The sequence below is a fragment of the Streptomyces sp. NPDC127108 genome (genome assembly GCF_042677545.1).
GTDB lineage: Bacteria > Actinomycetota > Actinomycetes > Streptomycetales > Streptomycetaceae > Streptomyces.
In genome coordinates, this window is record NZ_JBHXTE010000035.1 from 19,119 (window position 1) to 40,201 (window position 21,083).

The window sequence follows — 21,083 nt, forward strand, 5'->3', positions numbered from 1 at the left end:
CCCCCCTCACCGCACACCCCGCGCCCACCCTCACGGCCCCGCACGCACCAGCAGCGGCTCCACGTCGAGTTTGCGCTTCAGGTATCCGAACTCCCGCATCAGCTCGACCACCCGTTCGAGGCGTGCGGGGTCGAGAGCGGCGGGGTAGCCGCCGAGGTTCAGCTGGGCGGCCTGGTCGGCGGTGATCTTCGTGTAGTCGGGGAGCGTGTCGACGACGGCCGAGCGGTTGGCGGCCTGCCGCTGGGCGCGGGCCATGGCGCGCTGGAAGGCGGCGACCGTCTTCGGGTTGTCCTCGGCGAAGGACGCCGTGGCCGCGTACCCGGCGATCGGGAAGCCCGCGGTCGGCGGCTTGCCGAGGTCGGCGACGACCCGGCCGGTGCCGGACCGCTCGATCGCGGAGACGAACGGCTCGACGGCCTGCACGGCGTCGACGCTGCCGGACTTCAGGGCGGTCTCCATGTTCGGCATGTCGACCTCGACGAAGTTCTTGTCGTCGTCGAAGGCGGCGCCCTCGGCCTTGCCTGCCTTCTTGACGAGCAGGGCGCTGATGTTCCGCTTGGTGTTGACGCCGATCTTCTTGTCCTGGAGGTCCTTCAGGGACTTGACCGGCGAGTCCTTCCGGACCAGGACCGCGTGCGTGCGGGGCGCGGACTGGAAGGCGTCGGAGACGATGCGGACGTCGATGGCCTTGTTGGCGTGGGCGAGGAAGTACGAGACGTAGTTGCCGAAGGAGATGTCGAGGGCGCCCGCCCGCAGCCGGCTGACGGACTCCGCGCCGCCGCTGAGCGTGGTCGTGCGCACGGTCAGCCCCTCCGCCTTGAAGAAGCCCTTGCGCTGGGCCATCTCCAGGGGCGCGGTGTCGGCGACGGGCATGGTGCCGACGGTGATGCGGGTCTTCTCCGGGCCCTTGCCGTCACCGCCGCCGGAGTCGCCGGAGCCCTCGGACGAGCCGCAGCCCGCGGTGGCGGTCAGCAGGAGCAGGGCGAGGGCGCCCGCGCCGCGTAACCGTGCCCGGCTCCGTGACCGCCGCGGCCCGCGCGGGCCCTGCGCACCGCGTGCACCCCTAGCCATATGCATCTGCTCCCGACCGTTTCGGCCCGCTTCGGCCCGCTTCAGGCCGCTCCTCGACCTGAGCCGACGCGCGGATGCTAACGGCCGCGCGACCTGAGAACAATGGCCCGGCGCGGGCGACGGCTGCACATGGAAGGATGGCGAGAAACATCGCAAAAAGTTCGCAAGTCGTACCGAGGAGATGACCGCGTGCCCGGCACCAATCTGACCCGCGAAGAGGCGCAGCAGCGGGCGAAGCTGCTCACCGTTGACTCGTACGAGATCGATCTCGACCTCTCCGGAGCGCAGGGTGGGGGTACCACCCACTCGAGCGAAGCCGAGAGTGGGGGAGGGACGTACCGGTCGGTGACCACGGTGCGTTTCGACTCCGCCGAGGCGAACGCCGAGACCTTCATCGATCTGATCGCCCCGGCCGTCCACGAGGTCGTCCTGAACGGGCACGCGCTCGAGGTGGGGGCGGTCTTCCGGGACTCCCGCATCGCGCTGCGGCACCTGGCGCAGGGCGCCAACGAGCTGAAGGTCGTCGCGGACTGCGAGTACACCAACACCGGCGAGGGTCTGCACCGCTTCGTCGACCCGGTCGACCAGCAGGCCTATCTGTACACCCAGTTCGAGGTCCCGGACGCGCGCCGTGTGTTCGCCTCCTTCGAGCAGCCCGACCTGAAGGCCACCTTCCAGTTCACCGTGAAGGCGCCGTCCGGCTGGACCGTCATCTCCAACTCGCCGACGCCGGAGCCCAAGGACGACGTCTGGACCTTCGCGCCGACGCCCCGCCTCTCCACGTACGTGACGGCGCTCATCGTCGGCCCGTACCACTCGGTGCACAGCGTCTACGAGAAGGACGGGCAGTCGGTCCCGCTCGGCATCTACTGCCGCCCCTCGCTCGCCGAGTTCCTGGACGCGGACGCGATCTTCGACGTCACCCGGCAGGGCTTCGACTGGTTCCAGGAGAAGTTCGACTACGCCTACCCGTTCGCGAAGTACGACCAGCTGTTCGTGCCGGAGTTCAACGCGGGCGCGATGGAGAACGCGGGCGCGGTGACGATCCGCGACCAGTACGTGTTCCGCTCCAAGGTGACGGACGCGGCGTACGAGGTGCGGGCCGCGACGATCCTGCACGAGCTGGCGCACATGTGGTTCGGCGACCTCGTGACCATGGAGTGGTGGAACGACCTGTGGCTGAACGAGTCGTTCGCGACGTTCGCCGAGGCGGCCTGCCAGGCGTACGCGCCCGGGTCGAAGTGGCCGCACTCCTGGACCACGTTCGCGAACTCCATGAAGACCTGGGCGTACCGGCAGGACCAGCTGCCGTCCACGCACCCGATCATGGCGGACATCCGCGACCTGGACGACGTGCTCGTCAACTTCGACGGCATCACGTACGCCAAGGGGGCGAGCGTCCTCAAGCAGCTCGTCGCCTACGTCGGCATGGACGCGTTCTTCAGCGGCGTGCAGGCGTACTTCAAGCAGCACGCGTTCGGCAACACGCGCCTGTCCGACCTGCTCGGCGCCCTGGAGGAGACCAGCGGGCGTGATCTGAAGACCTGGTCGAAGAAGTGGCTGGAGACGGCCGGCATCAACGTGCTGCGTCCCGTCGTGGACGTCGACACGCAGGGCGTCATCACGTCCTTCGCCGTCAAGCAGGAGGCCCCCGCGCTGCCCGAGGGCGCCAAGGGCGAGCCGACGCTGCGTCCGCACCGGATCGCGATCGGCTTCTACGACCTGGACGACGAGTCCGGCAAGCTGCTGCGCACGGACCGCGTCGAACTGGACGTCGACGGCGAACTGACCGCGGTGGACGCCCTGGTGGGCAAGCACCGGCCCGCCGTGATCCTGCTCAACGACGACGACCTGTCGTACGCCAAGGTCCGGCTCGACACCGAGTCCCTCGCCTTCGTCACCGAGCACCTGGGCGACTTCGAGGCCTCGCTGCCGCGGGCGCTGTGCTGGGCCTCGGCGTGGGACATGACGCGCGACGCGGAGCTGCCGACGCGCGACTACCTCTCCCTCGTCCTGTCCGGCATCGGCAAGGAGTCCGACATCGGCGTCGTGCAGTCGCTGCACCGGCAGGTGAAGCTGGCGCTCGACCTGTACGCCGCCCCGGCGGGCCGTGAGGCCGCGCTCGCGCGGTGGACCGAGGCGACCCTGGAGCACCTGCGGGCGGCCGAGCCCGGCGGTGACCACCAGCTGGCGTGGGCGCGGGCGTTCGCCGCGACCGCCCGCACGGAGTCCGACCTGGCGCTCCTGGAGGGGCTGCTCGACGGCTCGGAGTCCATCGAGGGGCTGGCCGTCGACACCGAGCTGCGGTGGGCGTTCGTGGCGCGGCTCGCCGCGACCGGGCGCCTCGACGAGGCGGGGATCGCCGCCGAGGCCGAGCGCGACAGGACGGCCGCGGGCGAGCGACACGCCGCCGCGGCGCGGGCCGCCCGGCCCACCGCCGAGGCCAAGGCCGAGGCGTGGGCGTCCGTCGTCGAGTCCGACAAGCTGCCCAACGCCGTGCAGGAGGCGGTGATCTCCGGCTTCGTCCAGACCGATCAGCGGGAGCTCCTCGCCCCCTACACCCAGAAGTTCTTCGACGCCGTGAAGTCCGTGTGGGAGTCCCGCTCCCACGAGATGGCCCAGCAGGTCGTGGTCGGTCTCTACCCGGCCGTCCTGGTGTCCCAGGAGACGCTGGACGCGACGGACGCGTGGATCGCGGCCGCGGAGCCGACGGCGGCGTTGCACCGGCTGATCACGGAGTCCCGTGCGGGGGTGGAACGCGCGCTGCGCGCGCAGGCCGCCGACGCGTAGCCCTGGCCGGGCGGTTCACGGACGCCGGGGGCGGGCTGGTCGAGCCCGCCCCCGGCACCGGACGACCGTCTTTCTCCCACCCGCCCACCCGTTACACCTCACCACGGATGCGACCGCCCCGGGCGACCTCGCCCTCGGCGACGGCCCACCCGCCCCCGTGGCTGGCCTCTGCGGCTGGGCCCGTCTGGCGTCTGCGGCTGCCGGGAGGGTGGGCACAGCCCCCGGCCGACGGCGCCCCTTACGTCAAGGGGACGTAACCCCACGCAGCGCCGCCAGGACATGGCTCACCGTCGGGGAACCCTCCGCCCCGCGCCGTACCGCGGCCACCACATGCCGGTGCGGGCGCTCCGCCAGCTCCCGCATCACCACCCCGCCCCTCCCGAAGGCGCCAGCCATCCGGGGCACGAGGGCCACCCCCATCCCCGCCCCCACCATCGCCAGGATCGCCTCCCACCCCGCCGCGCTGTGCGCCTGCTCGGGCACGAATCCGGCGGCCTCGCACGCGGCACGCGTGATCTCCGACCAGGGGCCGGAGCCGCCGAAGATCCACGGCTCGTCGGCGAGGTCGGCGAGGCGCAGGGCGTCCGCGCGGGCGAGCGGGTGGTCGAGGGGGAGCGCGACGTCGAGCGGGTCGGCGAGGAGGGTGACGCGGGTGAAACGGCCGTCCCGCCCCCGGGGGGCCTGCGCGGCGAGGGACAGGGCGAGGTCGACGTCCCCGGCGGCAAGGAGTTCGTAGGCCGCGCCCGCCTCGGCCTCCCGCACCCGCACCGTGATCCCGGGGTGCGCGACGCGCAGGGCCCGGACGGCGGGCACGACGAGGGCGGGCACGGCGGTGGAGAAGGCCCCGACCCGCACCTCCCCGGCCTCCCCCTTGGCGTAGGCCGCCAACTCGGCGTCGGCCCGCTCCAGTTGGGCGAGGACGGCGTCGGCGTGGACGAGCAGGAGCCGGGCGGCGCCGGTGAGCCGCACCCGGCGCCCGTGGGCCTCCAGGAGCGGCACGCCGACCTGCTTGGCGAGGTTGGAGAGTTGCTGGGACACGGCGGAGGGGGTCATCAGGAGGGCCCGCGCGGTCGCGGTGACGGTCCCGCGTTCGGCGAGGGTGCGCAGGATCTGCAGCTTCTTGATGTCCCACTCGGTCATGGCGTCAACGTACCCGCGCACCGGCCGCTACTTCCCGCCCGCCGACCCGAGGACCACGCCGCCGAGGATCAGGCCCATGCACAGCACCTGGAGCCATCCCACGCCCTCGCCGAGGACGGCGAAGGACAGCAGGGCCACGCACACCGGCTGCAGGTAGTAGACGACGCCCGCGCGGGCCGCGCCGATGACGGAGATCGCCTTGTTCCAGGCGAAGAAGGCGACCGCGGAGGAGACGACGCCCACGTACAGGAGCGGGGACACCGTCGCGGCCGTCGGTTCGAAGCCGCCCTGCACGGCGAGGCTGACGAGGAAGACGGGCAGCAGCATCAGCGCGCCGAGGACGAAGGTGCTGAAGAGGAAGGGCAATCCGGAGATCTCGGCGGGCCTGCGGCGAAGGAGCGCGCTGTACGAGCCGAAGGCGACGGCGCCGCCGATCACCCACAGGTCGCCCACCGCCAGGTCCATGGCGAGGGAGCCGCCGCTGACCAGGAGCAGGACGCCGACGCAGGCGACGAGCATGCCCGTGACGCGCCGCGCGCCGAGGCGGGCTCCGCCGAGGCGTTCGTACACCGCCATCAGGACGGGCGAGGCGGCCATGATCATGCCCATGTTGCCCGCGGTGGTGGTCACTCCGGCCTGGTTGACGAGGGTGTTGTAGACGGTGACGCCGAGCAGGGAGGCGGCGAGCAGGAAGCGGAAGTGGCGGCGGAGCAGGGCCCGTTGGCGCCAGGTGCGGCGGGCCGCGAACGGCGCGACGGCCGCGACGGCGATGAGCCAGCGCCAGAACGCGTGCTGGATCGGCGGGACGCTGTCGGCGAGGGCGCGGGAGGTGACGAAGCTTCCCGACCAGACGACGGTGGCGAGCACGGCGAGGCCGAGTCCGACGCCGAGCCCCGCGGCGGCGGCAGGCCCACCTCCCGTGCCCCGCACGCTCGTGTCGCCGCCGCCGCTGCCACTCCGGTCCAGGTCCAGGACGCTCGCCACTGGTATCTCCTTGCCTCTCTCCCCGGTACGGGGCGCTCGTCCGGCCCCGCTCCGGGGCCGGCTGAGCTACCGTCCCAGCCCGGAACCACTCAGGTCCATCGAATCTTTCCGACCGGTCTTTGAAGCTGAGCTGAACGATTCCTCGACGAGCAGTTGCGGCTGCGGCTGCGGCTTCTCCTGCGGCTTCGGGCTCAGCTGGCCGAACACCGTCGCCCCGAACGCGATCGCCATCCCCGCCACCTGCACCGCGGTCAGCGACTGGCCGAGCGCGGCCCAGCCGATGACCGCGGCCGTCAGCGGCGAGAGCGGGCCGAGGAGGCTGGCCTGGGTGGCGCTGAGGCGGCCGATGCCGCGGAACCACAGCCAGTACGCGACGGCCGTACCCGCGAGGGACAGGTAGAGGTAGCCCGCGATGTTCCGCCCGTCGAGGGCGGGCGGCGCGCCCTCGACCAGGAACGCGACGGGGGCGATGAGCAGGCCGCCGACCGTCAGCTGCCAGGCCGTCAGCGCGAGCGGGCCGATGCCGTCCGGGCGGCCCCAGCGCTTGGTGAGCACCGTGCCCGTCGACATGGAGGCCGTCGAGCCCACGGCCGCGAGCAGCCCGACCGCGTCCAGCGACCCGGTGGCCTTCAGGACGACCAGGCTGACGCCGAGGGCCGCGGCGGCCCCGGTGAGCAGGGTGCGCGGGGTCGGCCGGTCGGCGAGGAGCAGGGCCGCGAGTCCGGCGACGAAGAGCGGGCCGACGGAGCCGACGACCGCGGCCATGCCGCCGGGCAGGCGGTAGGCGGAGAGGAAGAGCAGCGGGAAGAAGGCGCCGATGTTGAGTGCGCCGAGGACCGCCGACTTCCACCACCACTCCCCCTTGGGCAGGCGTCTGGCGAGCAGGAGCAGCAGCAGCCCTGCGGGCAGGGCGCGCATCAGGGCCGTGAACAGGGGGCGGTCCGCGGGGAGGAACTCGGTGGTGACGGCGTAGGTGGAGCCCCAGGTGAGGGGGGCGTAGGCGGTGAGGAGGATGGCGGTGGCGCGCTTCATGACGGACGTCTCCCAAAGGAATCAAGGACCCGAGGACCCAAGGGCTCAGAGGCTCAGGGACTGAAGGGCTCACGGAGGAAGCTGAGCAGTAAGTAGCTTAGCCGTAAGCTACTTATCGTCAACCCACTTACTTGCAAGCTTCTGTATCTCGTGGATACTTCCCTCATGAACGCGAGCAACGTGATGTCCTCCCAGAGCGCGACGCACTCCGGAGAAGCGGCCGCCGCCGCGCCCGACGGCGTCGACGCGATCATCGAGCAGTGGGCCGTCGTACGGCCGGATCTGGAGACCACACCCATGGAAGTCTTCGGCCGCGTCTACCGCACCACGCAGGCCATGGGCGACCGCACCGAGAAGGCGTACCGCCGCCTGGGCACCACGCGCGGGGAGTTCGACGTGCTCGCGACGCTGCGCCGCCACGGCGAGCCGTACACGCTCTCGCCGCGCCAGCTCTCCTCGACGCTGATGCTGACGACGGGCGGCATGACGGGGCGTCTGGACAAGCTGGAGCGGGCCGGGCTGCTGCGCCGCTCCCCCGACCCGCACGACCGGCGGGGGCTGCAGGTGACGCTGACCGAGGAGGGCCGGGAGCTGGTGGACCGGGCCGTCGTGGCGGGCGTCGAGGAGCAGCGCGCGGCGCTCACGGCCGCCGGGCTCGACGAGGCGGAGACGGCGCAGCTCTCGGCCCTGCTGCGCAAGCTGCTCGCGGGCTCGCAGGCCGGGGACGCCTCATGACGGCGGGCGGCGCCGGAGGTTCGTGAAACACCGAGGGCGCCCTCCGGCCTCGTACGAAGACGTCAACAGGCGTCCGTGTACGTGGCCGAGGGGCGCCCTCGGCGAAGAAAGGCGAAACCGATCAGCTGTGGTGACAGCCGGGCGGCGGACCCGCGTCGTCAGCTCTGCTTCTGCTGCTTGCGGGACTTGTCGCCGACCATCACCAGGCCGGCGATCACCAGGAACAGCACGATCGGCGCGGCGACATACAGGCCGAGCGTCTCCATCACGCTCAGGCCCGGGCCCGGGTCGTCGCCGTCGTCGCGGTTGAGCGCGAGCGCGGGGGACGACATGAGCAGCATCATCAGCGTCGTACCGGCCGTCAGTACACCGGCGCGCAGGGCGTTCTTCTTGTCCACGGTGCCAACGTAGCGAACCGCCGCGCGGCCCGCGCGCCCGGGGTGCCGTACGGGCGCCCCACCCGGTGCGCGGCGGGGCGCGGTCACGGCGTCCGGGACGGGCGGAACACCTCGAGGAGCGCGTGCAGGCGCGGGGCGGCGGCCAGGTCCTCCAGGGTGACGGGACGGCCCGCGGCGTCGGCGATCGGCAGGCGCCAGTTGGGGTACTGGTCCCAGGTGCCGGGCAGGTTCTGCGGACGGCGGTCGCCCACGGTGTCGGGCAGCCAGACGCCGACCATGCGGGCGGGCGTCGCGAGCAGGAACCGGTGCACGGCGCGGACCTCGTCCTCCTCGTTCCCCGCGCCGCCCGGCAGCAGGCCGAGCCGGGACAGCAGGCCGAGCCACTCGCGGACGTCGGCGGCGGCCTCGGCGCGTTCAGCGGCCAGCGGGCGGGTGAGCAGGCCGAGGTCGTACCGCAGGCGCACGTGCGCCCCGGTGACGCGGGCGGCCGTGGACGGCAGGTCGTGCGTGGTGGCGGTGGCCAGGCAGTCGGCGCGCCAGTCGGCGGGCGCGATCGGCTGGCCGGTGCCGTCCCAGTCCCGCTCGAACCACAGCACGGACGTGCCGAGCACCCCGTGCGCGCGCAGCGCCTCGCGCACGCCCGGCTCCACCGTGCCGAGGTCCTCGCCGATGACGAGGGCGCCCGCCCGGTGCGCCTCCAGGACGAGGACGGCAAGCATGGCCTCGGCGTCGTAGCGCACGTACGTCCCGTCGCCGGGGGTACGTCCGTTCGGCACCCACCAGAGCCGGAAGAGACCCATGACGTGGTCGACGCGGACGGCGCCCGCGTGCCGCAGTGTCGCGCGCAGCAGGGCGCGGAACGGGGCGTAGCCGGACTCGGCGAGCCGGTCCGGGCGCCACGGCGGCAGGCCCCAGTCCTGGCCGCGGTCGTTGAAGGCGTCCGGGGGCGCGCCCACCGACATGCCCGCGGCGAAGTACCGCTGCCGCGCCCAGGCGTCGGCGCCGTCCGGATGCACGCCGACGGCCAGGTCGTGGACGAGGCCGACGGCCATCCCCGCGTCCCGTGCGGACCGCTGCGCGGCGGCCAGTTGCTCGTCCGTGAGCCAGGCGAGGCGCTCGTGGAAGTCGACGCGGTCCATCAACTCGGTGCGGGCGCGGGCCGTTTCGGGCGACGCGGGGTCCCGCAGCGGCTCCGGCCAGGCGCGCCAGTCGGGCCCGTGCCGCTCGGCGAGCGCGCACCACGTCGCGTGGTCCTCCAGGTCCTCGCCCTGCTCGGCGAGGAAGTCGCTGTACGCGGCGCACCGGCCGGGCCCCAGCGGCACACCCCGGATCAGCTCCAGCGCCGCCGACTTCACGTCCCACACGGCGTCCCGGTCGATCAGGGCGCCCCCGCTCAGCACCTCCCGGCGCAGCTCCTCCCCCCGCTCCCCGAAAGCGCCCGCCCTCTCGCGCGCCTCGCCCCGCAGGTGGGCGAACTCCGGGACGTTCTCGATCCGCAGGTGCACGGGGTCCGGGAAGCGGCGGGAGGACGGGCGGTACGGCGAGGGGTCCCCGGCGCCGCCCGGCACTCTCGGCACCGCCGCGTGCAACGGATTCACCTGCACGAACCCCACCCCCAACACCCGTCCCGCCCACGCCGCCAGCTCCGCGAGGTCACCCAGGTCCCCCATGCCCCAGGAGTGCCGACTGAGCAACGAGTACAGCTGCACGAGGAAGCCGTAGGTGCGGGGCGGCGGCGCGGGGGCGAGGCGCGGGGCGACGACGAGGTGGGCCTGGGCGGTGCGGCCGTCGGGGGTGGTGGCGGTCAGGCGGTGGATGCCCAAGGGGAGGTGGGGAGTTGTGGGGAGATGGGGAGTTGTGGGGGTGTGGGGGGTGTCAGGGGCGTCAGGGGTCTCGCGGGCCTTGGGGGCGCTGGGAGCGGTGGGGGTGCTGGGAGCGTCGGAGGCGCTGGGGGCGCTGGGGGCGCTGGGAGCCTCGCGGGCGCCGGGAGCGCTGGGGGTGCTGAGAGCCTCGGGGGCGCTGGGGACGTCGGGGAGATTGATGCGCTTGCCGTCCGGCTCCGTCTCCACGACGAGGCGGGTGCCTGGGGGGAGGGAGGAGAGGACCTCTGGGAGAGAGGTGGACTGCGGAGGCTCGGCTTGTGGAGGCTGCGGGGCTTGTGGAGGCTGCGCGGACTGCGGAGGCTGTGGGGCTTGTGGAGGCTGCGCGGACCGCGGAGGCAGTGGGGCTTGCGCGGCTTGTGGGGCCTGCTCGGCCTCCTCCGCCGGGGGCCGTCTCTCCGTCCACAGCACCACGGTGGGCGGTAACAGCCTCTCCCGTAACTCCCGTTCGCGTGCCGCCACCGCGTCCCGTACCGCCTCCGGCGTGCTCGCGTCGACGTCGAGCGCGGCGAGGGCCGCGACGACCGCGGCCTCCGAGGCCTGGACCGTGCGGTCCGGGGACGGTGCGTAGGAGGTGGCCACGCCGTGCAGGGCGGCCAGCCGGGCAAGGGTCATCTATACGCCCATGGGGTCCAGGCCCGCGGCCATGCCCGTGGAGGTGGGCTCGCTGGTCAGCGGGGCGGCGTCCGTCAGGGGCGGCTCGCTGGTGAGGGGGGAGGCGTCGGCCAGCGGGGGCTCGCTGGTCAGGGGCGGCTCCAGGCAGCCGCAGGAGCAGGAGCCGTCGAGGCCGGAGTCGGGGTGCGAGACCTGTTTGGACAGGGCGGAGAGGAGGAGGTTCGCGGAGGCGGGCATGGGGTGCTCCCTTGGTCGCGGATGCCGGTTCCGAAGCCCTACCCACTGCGGTGGGGGGCATCCGTATACGGTCGGGGAACGTGGCGGTGGTCACACCCGGGTCCTGGGGGTTCCCGGGGGTGGGTGTCCCGTGCGGGTGGGACGGGGGCGCCGCCGATCGGCGCTCCGCGCCTCGTCCTCAATCGCCGGACGGGCTCTCTCCCACCCACCCGCCCAAACCCGCACCACCAGCCCAACAGCCCGGCACCATCACCCCCGAAACACCTCACCCCACAGCGCATCACCGGCCCGCCCCGGCGAGATTTTCAGCCCGTCCGGCGTTTGAGGACGAGCGCGCAGCGCGATCGGCGGCGCCCCGTCCCACCCGAAGGGGACACCCACCCCCGGGGTCCAGGGGCGCAGCCCCGGTTTCGGGAAGGGGTGGGATTGGGGAAAGCCCCGCAGGGCCCCCGCATTGACACCCTCCCCACCCCAGTGATGGGCTTCCCGCACCCTGTGTGACCACACGAGTGGGCACAGTGACGAGGGCGGCGAGGCGCCCCACCGCCGGACCACTGCCGAGCGGCAAGGGAGAAGCACGTGCAGCTGCGACGCAGAAGGACCGCGGCCACCCTCGCCCTGGCGGCCCTCGCGGGCACCTTCACCCCCGCCCCGTACGCCCTGGCCACCCCGCCCCCGCCCGACGGCGGCCCCCCGACGACGACCCCGGACGACCACGGGTCGGCACCCGTGCCCGGGGTCTGGCCGAGGCCGCAGACCCAGGAGGCCACAGGCCCGGGGAACACGGTCACGGTCGGCGACGACGTGGCCCTCGTGACGGGGGCGCACGCCGACCCGCACGCCGTAGAAGCGTTGCGCACGCTGCTCAGGACGACGGGCGCCCGCCGGATCGACGAGGTCCCCGCGGGCGCCCAACTGCCCGCGGGCTCCCACCTCGTGGTGCACGCGGGCGGCCAGGACGCCGCGGCGGCCCTGCGCGCGCTGGGCGCGAGGCCCCGCGCCGACCTCCCCGCGGGCGGCTACCGCCTCGCCGTGGGCCGGATCGAGGGCCGCGACACGGTCGCGCTGGACGGCGCGGGCCCCGACGGCCTGTTCCACGCCGTCCAGACCCTGCGCCAGCTCGCCGACGAAAGGACCCGCACGGTCCCGGGCGTCCGCATCCGCGACTGGCCCGCGACGGCGGTGCGCGGCCTGACGGAGGGCTTCTACGGCACTCCGTGGACCCACCGCCAACGCCTGGCCCACCTCGACTTCATGGGCCGCACCAAGCAGAACCGCTACCTGTACGCGCCGGGCAACGACCCGTACCGCCAGGCCCGCTGGCGCGAGCCCTACCCGGCGGCGCAGCGCGCGGAGTTCCGCGCGCTGGCCGCGCGGGCGGCCCGCAACCACGTGACGCTCGCCTGGGCGGTGGCCCCCGGCCAGGCGATGTGTCTGTCGTCGGAGGCGGACGTACGGGCCCTGACGCGGAAGGTCGACGCGATGTGGGCGCTGGGCGTGCGGGCGTTCCAACTGCAGTTCCAGGACGTGAGTTACAGCGAGTGGCACTGCGGGCGGGACGCGGACGCGTTCGGTTCGGGGCCGCGCGCGGCGGCCCGGGCGCAGGCGCGGGTGGCCGACGCCGTGGCGCGGCACCTCTCCGTGCGGCACCCGGACGCGCCGCCGTTGTCGCTGATGCCGACCGAGTACTTCCAGGACGGCGCCACGGAGTACCGCGCGGCCCTGTCCGCGGCGCTGCACGACTCCGTCGAGGTGACGTGGACGGGAGTCGGCGTCGTACCGCGCACCATCACGGGCCGTGAACTGGCGGGCGCGCGGCGGGCGTTCGGGGAGCAGCCGCTGATCACGGCGGACAACTATCCGGTGAACGACTTCGCTCAGGACAGGATCTTCCTGGGGCCGTACACGGGCCGTGAGCCCGCCGTCGCGCAGGGGTCGGCCGCGCTGCTCGGCAACGCGATGGCACAGTCGACGGCGTCCCGGATCCCGCTGTTCACGGTGGCCGACTTCGCCTGGAATCCCCGGGGTTACCGTCCCAGGGAGTCCTGGCACGCCGCGATCGACGACCTCGCGGGCGGCGACGCGAGGGCGCGGGCCGCGCTCGCGGCGCTCGCCGGGAACGACGCGTCGTCCGTCCTCGGCGCCGCCGAGTCGGCGTATCTCCGGCCGCTGCTGCGGGAGTTCTGGCACGCGCGCACGACGGCCGACCCGCGCCGCGTCGACGCCGCCGCACGCGCGCTGGGCGATGCCTTCCGGGTGATGCGGGACGCGCCGGGGGATCTGGCCGCCGGTGAGGCGGAGGGCGTCGGGGAGCTCGCGGCGGAAGTGCGGCCGTGGACGGAGCGGTTGGCGCGCTACGGCGAGGCGGGCGGGACGGCTGTCCGGATGCTGAGCGCGGCGGCGCACGGAGACGGCGAGGGCGCGTGGCGCGCCGCGCGCGCCCTGCACGCGCAACGTGCTGATTGGGCAGAGGAGGAGAACGCGAGGGAAGGCGGGCGGGTCACGGTCGGGGAGGGGGTTCTCGGTCCGTTCGTGGAGCGGGCCCGGGAGGCGTACGCGAGGTGGGCGGGGATCGACGGGGAGCACACCGGGTCGGGCCCGGGCGCCCGCTGGCGGGGGGCCCGGCCGCTCGCCGGGGTGACGGTCCTGGCCGCCCCGGGCACCCGCGGCACCCTGGAGGCCCACGTCCCCGGCAAGGGCTGGCGCCGCCTCACGTCCCTGTCCCCGTCGGGCTGCACGGAGCTGACGCGCCGGGAGACCCCGCGCGCGGGCGGTCCCGTCCTCCCGGAGGGCCTGCGCGCGGACGCCCTCCGCGTCGTCCTCGACCAGGGCGCCGTGCGGCACGTCGTGCCGTGGTTCGCCGACACGGCCGTCGCGCGTTTCGGGCGGATTCCGGCGGGCGTGGACGTGGAGATCGGCGGCGGCGCGCGCCGGGTCACGGCGGAGCTGTTGTCCCGGCGGCCCGGTGACGTACGGGGTGAGGTGACGGTGCGGGCGCCGCGGGGTGTCGAGGTGCGGGCGCCGCGGGCGGTGACGGTGCCGCGCGGCACGGCGGTCGGGGTGCCGCTGGACGTGACCGCGCCCAGGGGCACGCGCGCGGGGACGTACGAGATGTCCGTCACGTTCGCGGGCGGGACGCGGACCGTGTCGGTGCGGGCGTTCCCGCGCACCGGCGGCCCCGATCTCGCGCGCGGCGCGCGGGCCACGTCCTCGGGCGACGAGACGGCGGACTTCCCCGCGTCGGCAGCGAACGACGGCGACGCCACGACCCGCTGGTCCTCGCCCGCCGATGACGACGCGTGGTGGCAGGTCGAGCTGGCCGAGCCGGTGCGCCTGGGGCAGGTGGTGCTGCGCTGGCAGGACGCGTACGCCGCCGGGTACCGGATCCGGACGTCGGCGGACGGTAGGACCTGGCGGACCGCCGCCGTCGTGCGCGACGGCGCGGGCGGCCGCGAGTCCGTCCGCATGGACGCCCCGGGCACCCGCTTCGTGCGGGTGTCGGGCGAGCGCCGGGCGACCCGGTTCGGATACTCGCTGTGGTCGGTGGAGGCCTACGCGGTGGCGGAGGACTGAGGCCGCCTCCGGCACCGCGCACGTACAACAAGGCCCGGATCGATTCCTAGGCGGAAATGCCGTCGATCCGGGCCATCGCGTCGTCCGCGCCGAACGGCTGCAAGTACGGCAGCCAGCGCGGATCCCTATGCCCGGTGCCGATGATGCGCCAGGCGAGGCCCGTGGGTGGGGCGGGCTTGTGACGCAGGCGCCAGCCGAGCTCCAGCAGGTGCCGGTCGGCCTTGACGTGATTGCAGCGGCGGCACGAGGCCACCACGTTGTCCCAGGCGTGCTGGCCGCCCCGGCTGCGCGGAATGACGTGGTCGACGCTGGTTGCGACGCCACCGCAGTACATGCACCGGCCGCCGTCGCGGGCGAACAGGGCACGGCGGGTCAGTGGAACGGGCCCCCTGTAGGGGACCCGCACGAAGCGCTTGAGCCGGACCACGCTGGGTGCGGGGATGGTGCGGGTCGCGCTGTGCATGAAGGCGCCGGACTCCTCGAGGCAGAGTGCCTTGTTCTCGAGGACGAGGACGAGCGCGCGGCGGAGCGGTACGACGCCGAGCGGCTCGTACGACGCGTTGAGGACCAGGACATGCGGCACGGATGCCTCCTTGTACGCCGGCGGCGCGTGGCTCGCGCCGGGACGATCTGTAGCCAGTCTCCCCTCATGCCTGGTCGTAGCGCCAGCATGTGCCGGTAACGGCCCTGAAGTGTTTTCGCCCACACTTCCGATGGAGGCACGTTTCCGCGCTGGTGAGCACCGTCTCTCCTTCGAACATGACAACGATCCCCACACAATGCCCCGTTAGTGTGGTGGGTCTGCCCGGTGCATCTCCTGGGCAGGCCGCTATGCCTGGAGGTACCAGCCGTGTTCCTGTCCGTCCTTTCGGCCGCCGGAACGGACCCGGACCCGACACCGACGCCGACCCGTGAGCCGGTGACGCTCGACGACGCCCAGGAGAGCGCGACGAACGCCGCCAGCTGGGTCGAGGAGAACTGGTCGACCTGGCTCGCCATCGGTCTGCGCATCCTGCTGATCGTCGTGATCGCGATGGTGCTGCGCGTGATCGTGCGGCGCGCCATCACCAAGCTGATAGAGCGGATGAACCGCACGGCGCAGGCCGTGGACGGCACCGCGCTCGGTGGGCTGCTCGTCAATGTGGAGCGGCGGCGGCAGCGTTCGCACGCCATCGGGTCCGTGCTGCGGTCGGTGGCGTCGTTCCTGATCCTCGGCACGGCCGCGCTGATGATCCTCGGCACGTTCCAGATCAATCTGGCGCCGCTGCTCGCGTCCGCGGGTGTCGCGGGTGTCGCGATCGGTTTCGGCGCCCGCAACCTGGTCACGGACTTCCTGTCCGGCGTCTTCATGATCCTGGAGGACCAGTACGGGGTCGGTGACTCCATCGACGCCGGGGTGGCCTCCGGCGAGGTCATCGAGGTCGGGCTGCGCGTGACCAAGCTGCGCGGCGACGACGGCGAGATCTGGTACGTCCGCAACGGCGAGGTCAAGCGCATCGGCAACCTCTCCCAGGGCTGGTCGACGGCCGGCGTCGACGTGACGGTGCGCCCGGACGAGGACCTGGACAAGATCAAGCGGGTGCTCGGCGAGGTCGGCGAGCGGCTCGGCAAGGACGAGCCGTGGAACGAGCAGCTGTGGGGCCCGGTCGAGGTGCTCGGCCTGGACAGCGTGCTCCTTGACCAGATGGTGGTGCGGGTCTCCGCCAAGACCATGCCGGGCAAGTCGCTCGGTGTGGAGCGGGAGCTGCGCTGGCGCATCAAGCGGGCCTTCGACGCGGAGGGCATCCGCCTGGTGGGCGGCCTGCCGATGCTGCCGGACGGCGGCGTGGCCCAGGCCCCGGACCCGACGGCGGGCATGGCGGCCCCGTCCGCGTACGCGTCGTCGACGTCCCCGCAGTCGCTTGCGGCGTCGCCCATCACGCCGCCGCCGAATCTGTCGAAGTAGCCGCCCTCACCACCCCGCATATGACCGCGCCCCCCAGGTAACGAGTTGGTTGCCTCGGGGGCGCTCGGTCTTGACGACCCCTTCACGGGCCTTTACGTTCCTCGCATCAAATAGGAAGCCTTCCTAACAGTGAAGTCAGGGAGGCGGGCCACCGAAGGGCAGGTGTCGTCAGCGATGGCTGGAACCACCCCATCCAATGGGTCTCCCGGCGTGCCGGGCACGCCCCGCGTGCTCCGCGCCATGAACGACCGCGCCGCGCTCGACCTGCTCGCCGCCCACGGCCCGCTCACCCGCACCCGCATCGGCGAGCTGACCGGCCTGTCCAAGCCCACCACCTCCCAGCTCCTGAACCGACTGGAGAGCGCGGGCCTGGTGCGCACCACCGGCCGCCAGAGCGGCCGCCCCGGCCCGAACGCCGTCCTGTACGAGATCGACCCGGCCGTCGGCCACGTCGCCGCCCTGTCCGCCGACCCCACCGGCATCACCGCCCTGGTCGCCGACATCACCGGCCGCGAGGTGGGCCGCCAGCGCATCGAGGCCTACCCCGAGAAGCCGGTCGCCGAGGACGTGCGCCACCGCACCGCCCAGCTGGTCGTGGAGGCCGTGGACGGCGCCCTCGCCAAGGCCGGGCTCGGCCACCACGACCTGCGCGCCACCGTCATCGGCACCCCCGGCGCGATCGACCCGCACGACGGCCGGCTCCGCTACGCCCCGCACCTGCCCGGCTGGCACTCGCGCACCCTGCGCGCCGAGCTGGCCGAGGTCCTCGGCACCCCGGTGACCATCGAGAACGACGTGAACCTCGCCGCCATCGCCGAGCAGTACGAGGGCGCGGCGCAGGACAACGACAACTTCGTGCTGGCCTGGCTGGACGAGGGCGTGGGCGCGGCGATCGTGCTCGGCGGCGTGCTGCTGCGCGGCGCGACCGGCGGCGCGGGCGAGATCGGCTACATGCCGGTGCCGGGCGCCCCGCTGCTGCGCGGCGGCCCGGGGGCGACGCCCGACGCGTACCGGGGCGGCTTCGAGAGCCTCGTCTCCGGCTCCGTGGTCCGCGAGCGCGCGGGCGGCAGGCCGCTCACCGAGGCGCTCGCCGACCCCGTCGTGCGCGACGAACTCGCCGGGCACATCGCCACCGGCCTCGCCGCGGTCGTGGCGGTGGTCGACCCCGAACTCGTCGTCCTGTCCGGGCAGGTGGCCCAGTTGGGCGGCGAGGAGCTGCGCCTGCGCGTCAAGGAGGAGATGACCGGCCTCGCGCTGCCGCGCCCGCTCCTGCGGATCAGCGAGCTGGACGGCGACCCGATCCTCACCGGCGCCCTGCGCACCGCCCTCACCCAGGCCCGCGACACGCTCTTCGACACCGCCTGAGCCCACGGCAGGCCCTCCCTCTTCCCCCCTCCCTCGTCACCCCCTCCCTCGTCACCCCCCTCACCCCCTTCACCTCCCCAACACCGCCTCCCGCAAAGGACGTCCGCCATGCCGCGATGGCGCATACGCACCCGCGTGCCCGCCGCCCTGACCGCGGTCGGACTGCTCTTGGCCGGCTGTGCCAACCCGAGCACCGGCAGCGCCGACGACGACCCGACCAAGCCCGTGACGCTGAAGTTCTGGCACGGCTGGTCGGCCCCCGGTGAAGTCAAGGCGATCAACGCCAGCATCGAGCGGTTCGAGAAGCTGCACCGCAACATCGATGTGAAGGCGATCGGCAACGTCACCGACGAGACCATCAACCAGGCCCTCAGGGCGGGCGGCGGTGAGGCCCCCGACGTGGTGTCGTCGTTCACGACGAACAACGTCGGCCAGTACTGCGACTCCGGGATGTGGGTCAACCTCGACCCGTTCATGAAGAAGACCGGACTCGACAAGAAGAAGACGTTCCCCAAGACCCTCCTCGACTACACGAGTTACGAGGGCAACCAGTGCGCGCTGCCGTTCCTCGCGGACGCGTTCGGCATGTACTACAACAAGGACGCCTTCAAGGAGGCGGGCATCACGCACCCGCCGCGCACCATGTCGGAGTTCAAGAAGGTCGCCGCGAAGCTGACCGTGCGCAGCGGCAAGGACTCGTACGAGCGCGTCGGTTTCATGCCGAACTTCCGGCTGTACCAGAACGCCCCGGACCGGCTCTTCGCGCAGTGGGGCCCGAAGTACTTCGACGCCGACGGCAAGTCGAACCTCGCCGACGAGCCCAAGACGTACGACTACTTCAAGACGACCAATGAGCTGATCGAGGCGCAGGGCGGCTACGGCGACCTGGAGAAGTTCCGGGCCACGTTCGGCGAGGAGATGTCGAGCCAGAACGGCTTCCTCACCGGCAAGCTGGCGATGCACCTCGACGGCGAGTGGCGCGGTCTGATGCTGGACGAGAAGAAGGCGAAGTTCGACTGGGGCGTGGCGCCGCTGCCGGTCCCCGACGACCAGGCGGACAGCTACGGCCGGGGCTTCATCACCGGCACCGTGCTCGGCATCGCGCACAGCAGCAAGAAGCAGAACGCCGCCTGGGAGCTGGTCAGGTTCCTGACGGCGAACACCAACCAGGTCGTGGACCTCGCCAACGACATCCACAACGTGCCGTCGACGTTCGCCGCCCTCAAGTCACCCCGCCTGGACGCCGACAAGCGCTTCCGCACCTTCTTCAAGATCCTGGAGAACGAGCACAGCACGGCGCTCCCGCAGTCCACGAACGGCGGCTCCTACATCGTCTCGCTCGCGGACCTCGCGTACTCCGTCGAAGCCGGCGGCAAGAAGAACCTGCGCGAGGCGCTGAAGAAGCTCGACGAGCAGATCGACGCCGACAACCTCCAGGCAGAGAACTGAGGAGCGCCCCGCCATGGCCCTGACACTCTCCCGTCCCGCGCGCCGCAGACTGCGCGTCCTCGGTTTCCTCTCCCCCTGGCTGATCGGCTTCAGCGTCTTCTTCCTGTATCCGCTGATCGCCACCGTCTACTTCTCGTTCATGCACTACAACCAGATCAAGGAGCCCACGTTCGTGGGCCTGAAGAACTGGCGGTACGTGTTCGAGCAGATGCCGCTGTTCGGCCCCGCGCTGTGGAACACGCTGTGGCTGGTCGTGGTGATGGTGGCGCTGCGGGTGGTCTTCGGGCTCTCGCTCGGGCTGCTCATCACGAAGATCAAGTCGGGGGTCGGGTTCTTCCGAACCGCCTTCTACATCCCCTATCTCGCCCCGCCGGTGGCGGCCACGGTCGCCTTCGTCTTCCTCCTGAACCCGGGCACCGGGCCGGTCAACGAGATCCTCTCCAAGGTCGGCATCGACGCCCCCACCTGGTTCAACGATCCGAACTGGGCGAAACCGTCGCTCGTGATGCTCTCCCTGTGGGGCATCGGCGACCTGATGGTGATCTTCATGGCGGCGCTGCTCGACGTACCGAAGGAGCAGTACGAGGCGGCGGAGATCGACGGCGCGGGCGCCTGGGCGAAGTTCCGGTACGTCACCTGGCCGTCCATCACCCCGATCGTGATGTTCGCCGTGGTCACGGGCGTCGTCCAGACCATGCAGTACTACACGCAGGCCCTGGTCGCCGGAAAGATCGCCTCCGGTGTGTCCATCGGCCCCGGCTCGGTGATCCAGCCCGGCTATCCGGACCACTCGACCCTCACGGTCCCGCAGCTCGTCTACCAGATGGGCTTCCAGAACTTCAACACCGGTGCGGCGTGCGTCCTTTCGCTCGTCCTCTTCGTCATCGCCATGGCCGTGACGATGCTCCTGATGCGCAAGCGCTCCGGTCTGCTCTCGGCGGAGGACTGATCCCCGATGACTTCCACGACACTCAGCGCGCCCGCCACGGCGTCCTCCGCCACGCCCGTCCGGCCGCGCGGCCCGGAGGCCGCCCGCGCCCGCCGCAAGCGGATCCTGCACTGGATAGCGGTGCACAGCGTCGCCATCGCCGTGGCCCTGCTGTTCATCCTGCCCTTCGTGTTCGTCTTCCTGACGTCCGTGATGAGCGACTCGCAGGCGATGAGCGGCGACCTGTGGCCGACCTCCTGGCACTGGGAGAACTACAAGGCCGTCTTCGAGACGGACGGCTTCCTCACCTGGTGGCGCAACTCCCTGCTGTACGCGGGGCTCGGCACCCTGTTCACGGTGTGCTCGGCGATCCCCGTGGCGTACGCCCTCGCCAAGTTCCGCTTCCGCGGCCGCCGCACCGCGATGCTGCTCGTCATCTCGACGATGATGCTGCCGCCGCAGGTCATCGTGATCCCGATGTACCTGGTGTGGGCGCAGCAGTTCCACCTGTCGGGCACGCTGTGGCCGCTGATCATCCCGATGGCGTTCGGCGACGCGTACTCGATCTTCCTGCTGCGCCAGTTCCTCCTCACCATCCCCAAGGAGTACATCGAGTCGGCGCGCGTCGACGGCTGCGGCGAGGTCAAGACCCTCCTCAAGATCATCGTGCCGATGGCCAAGCCCGGCATCGCGGCCATCGCCCTGTTCCAGTTCTTCTACTGCTGGAACGACTACTTCGGCCCGCAGATCTACGCCGCGCAGGACCCGGGCTCCTGGACCCTCAGCTACGGCCTCGAGTCCTTCAAGAGCGCCCACATGGTGAACTGGAACATGACCATGGCGGCAACCCTCCTGGTCATGGCTCCGGTCATCGTCATCTTCTTCTTCGCACAGAAGGCCTTCGTCGAAGGCGTCACCCTCACCGGAGTAAAGGGCTGATT

General features: G+C 72.3%; 16 protein-coding genes. 8 read left to right on the forward strand and 8 right to left on the reverse strand.

The window, feature by feature from the left end:
• Positions 1-30: 30 nt before the first annotated feature.
• Complete coding sequence (locus ACFVHO_RS27065; protein ID WP_385719747.1) at positions 31-1,071, reverse strand: ABC transporter substrate-binding protein; 1,041 nt, start codon at positions 1,069-1,071, stop codon at positions 31-33.
• 189 nt (positions 1,072-1,260) lie between these two features.
• On the opposite strand from ACFVHO_RS27065, the gene pepN reads away from it, so the two are divergent.
• Positions 1,261-3,861, forward strand: coding sequence for an aminopeptidase N (gene pepN / locus ACFVHO_RS27070; RefSeq protein WP_385719750.1), 2,601 nt, complete (start codon positions 1,261-1,263; stop codon positions 3,859-3,861).
• Between the two features lie 243 nt (positions 3,862-4,104).
• Here pepN and ACFVHO_RS27075 read toward each other — a convergent pair whose 3' ends face one another.
• From ACFVHO_RS27075 to ACFVHO_RS27085, 3 genes are all read right to left on the reverse strand, one after another.
• The gene (locus tag ACFVHO_RS27075) at positions 4,105-5,001 is read right to left on the reverse strand and encodes a LysR family transcriptional regulator (protein WP_385719753.1); all 897 of its coding nucleotides are present in this window, start codon (positions 4,999-5,001) and stop codon (positions 4,105-4,107) included.
• Positions 5,002-5,028: 27 nt separating this feature from the next.
• Entirely contained in the window at positions 5,029-5,931 is a 903-nt protein-coding gene (locus ACFVHO_RS27080) for a DMT family transporter (RefSeq protein ID WP_385719919.1), read from the reverse strand.
• A gap of 120 nt (positions 5,932-6,051) precedes the next feature.
• Positions 6,052-7,017 (reverse strand): EamA family transporter, encoded by a 966-nt coding sequence (locus ACFVHO_RS27085; protein ID WP_385719756.1) that lies wholly within the window; start codon positions 7,015-7,017, stop codon positions 6,052-6,054.
• Between the two features lie 183 nt (positions 7,018-7,200).
• Here ACFVHO_RS27085 and ACFVHO_RS27090 point away from each other — a divergent pair, with 183 nt between their 5' ends.
• Entirely contained in the window at positions 7,201-7,752 is a 552-nt protein-coding gene (locus ACFVHO_RS27090; RefSeq protein WP_385719921.1) for a MarR family winged helix-turn-helix transcriptional regulator, read from the forward strand.
• Positions 7,753-7,910: 158 nt separating this feature from the next.
• Here the strand turns inward: ACFVHO_RS27090 and ACFVHO_RS27095 are convergent, their stop codons facing one another.
• From ACFVHO_RS27095 to ACFVHO_RS27105, 3 genes are all read right to left on the reverse strand, one after another.
• On the reverse strand, positions 7,911-8,150 hold the full coding sequence (locus tag ACFVHO_RS27095; RefSeq protein WP_385719758.1) for a hypothetical protein: 240 nt from the start codon (positions 8,148-8,150) through the stop codon (positions 7,911-7,913).
• A gap of 83 nt (positions 8,151-8,233) precedes the next feature.
• On the reverse strand, positions 8,234-10,645 hold the full coding sequence (malQ, locus tag ACFVHO_RS27100; RefSeq protein WP_385719761.1) for a 4-alpha-glucanotransferase: 2,412 nt from the start codon (positions 10,643-10,645) through the stop codon (positions 8,234-8,236).
• Entirely contained in the window at positions 10,646-10,882 is a 237-nt protein-coding gene (locus tag ACFVHO_RS27105) for a hypothetical protein (protein ID WP_385719764.1), read from the reverse strand.
• Positions 10,883-11,461: 579 nt separating this feature from the next.
• Here ACFVHO_RS27105 and ACFVHO_RS27110 point away from each other — a divergent pair.
• Positions 11,462-14,455: a beta-N-acetylglucosaminidase domain-containing protein gene (locus ACFVHO_RS27110; RefSeq protein ID WP_385719767.1), complete on the forward strand. Its 2,994-nt coding sequence runs from the start codon at positions 11,462-11,464 to the stop codon at positions 14,453-14,455.
• A 46-nt stretch (positions 14,456-14,501) separates the two neighbouring features.
• Here the strand turns inward: ACFVHO_RS27110 and ACFVHO_RS27115 are convergent, their stop codons facing one another.
• Positions 14,502-15,038 carry an HNH endonuclease gene (locus ACFVHO_RS27115; RefSeq protein ID WP_289950701.1) on the reverse strand — a complete coding sequence of 179 codons (537 nt, stop codon included), beginning with the start codon at positions 15,036-15,038 and terminating at the stop codon, positions 14,502-14,504.
• A gap of 267 nt (positions 15,039-15,305) precedes the next feature.
• Here ACFVHO_RS27115 and ACFVHO_RS27120 point away from each other — a divergent pair, with 267 nt between their 5' ends.
• From ACFVHO_RS27120 to ACFVHO_RS27140, 5 genes are all read left to right on the forward strand, one after another.
• The gene (locus ACFVHO_RS27120) at positions 15,306-16,400 is read left to right on the forward strand and encodes a mechanosensitive ion channel family protein (protein WP_385719771.1); all 1,095 of its coding nucleotides are present in this window, start codon (positions 15,306-15,308) and stop codon (positions 16,398-16,400) included.
• A gap of 174 nt (positions 16,401-16,574) precedes the next feature.
• Positions 16,575-17,765 carry an ROK family transcriptional regulator gene (locus tag ACFVHO_RS27125; protein WP_385719774.1) on the forward strand — a complete coding sequence of 397 codons (1,191 nt, stop codon included), beginning with the start codon at positions 16,575-16,577 and terminating at the stop codon, positions 17,763-17,765.
• Positions 17,766-17,873: 108 nt separating this feature from the next.
• Positions 17,874-19,214 carry an ABC transporter substrate-binding protein gene (locus ACFVHO_RS27130; protein WP_385719777.1) on the forward strand — a complete coding sequence of 447 codons (1,341 nt, stop codon included), beginning with the start codon at positions 17,874-17,876 and terminating at the stop codon, positions 19,212-19,214.
• Between the two features lie 13 nt (positions 19,215-19,227).
• Positions 19,228-20,163, forward strand: a complete 936-nt coding sequence (locus ACFVHO_RS27135) for a carbohydrate ABC transporter permease (RefSeq protein ID WP_385719780.1) — start codon at positions 19,228-19,230, stop codon at positions 20,161-20,163.
• A gap of 6 nt (positions 20,164-20,169) precedes the next feature.
• On the forward strand, positions 20,170-21,081 hold the full coding sequence (locus ACFVHO_RS27140; protein ID WP_385719783.1) for a carbohydrate ABC transporter permease: 912 nt from the start codon (positions 20,170-20,172) through the stop codon (positions 21,079-21,081).
• The last annotated feature ends 2 nt before the right edge of the window (positions 21,082-21,083 follow it).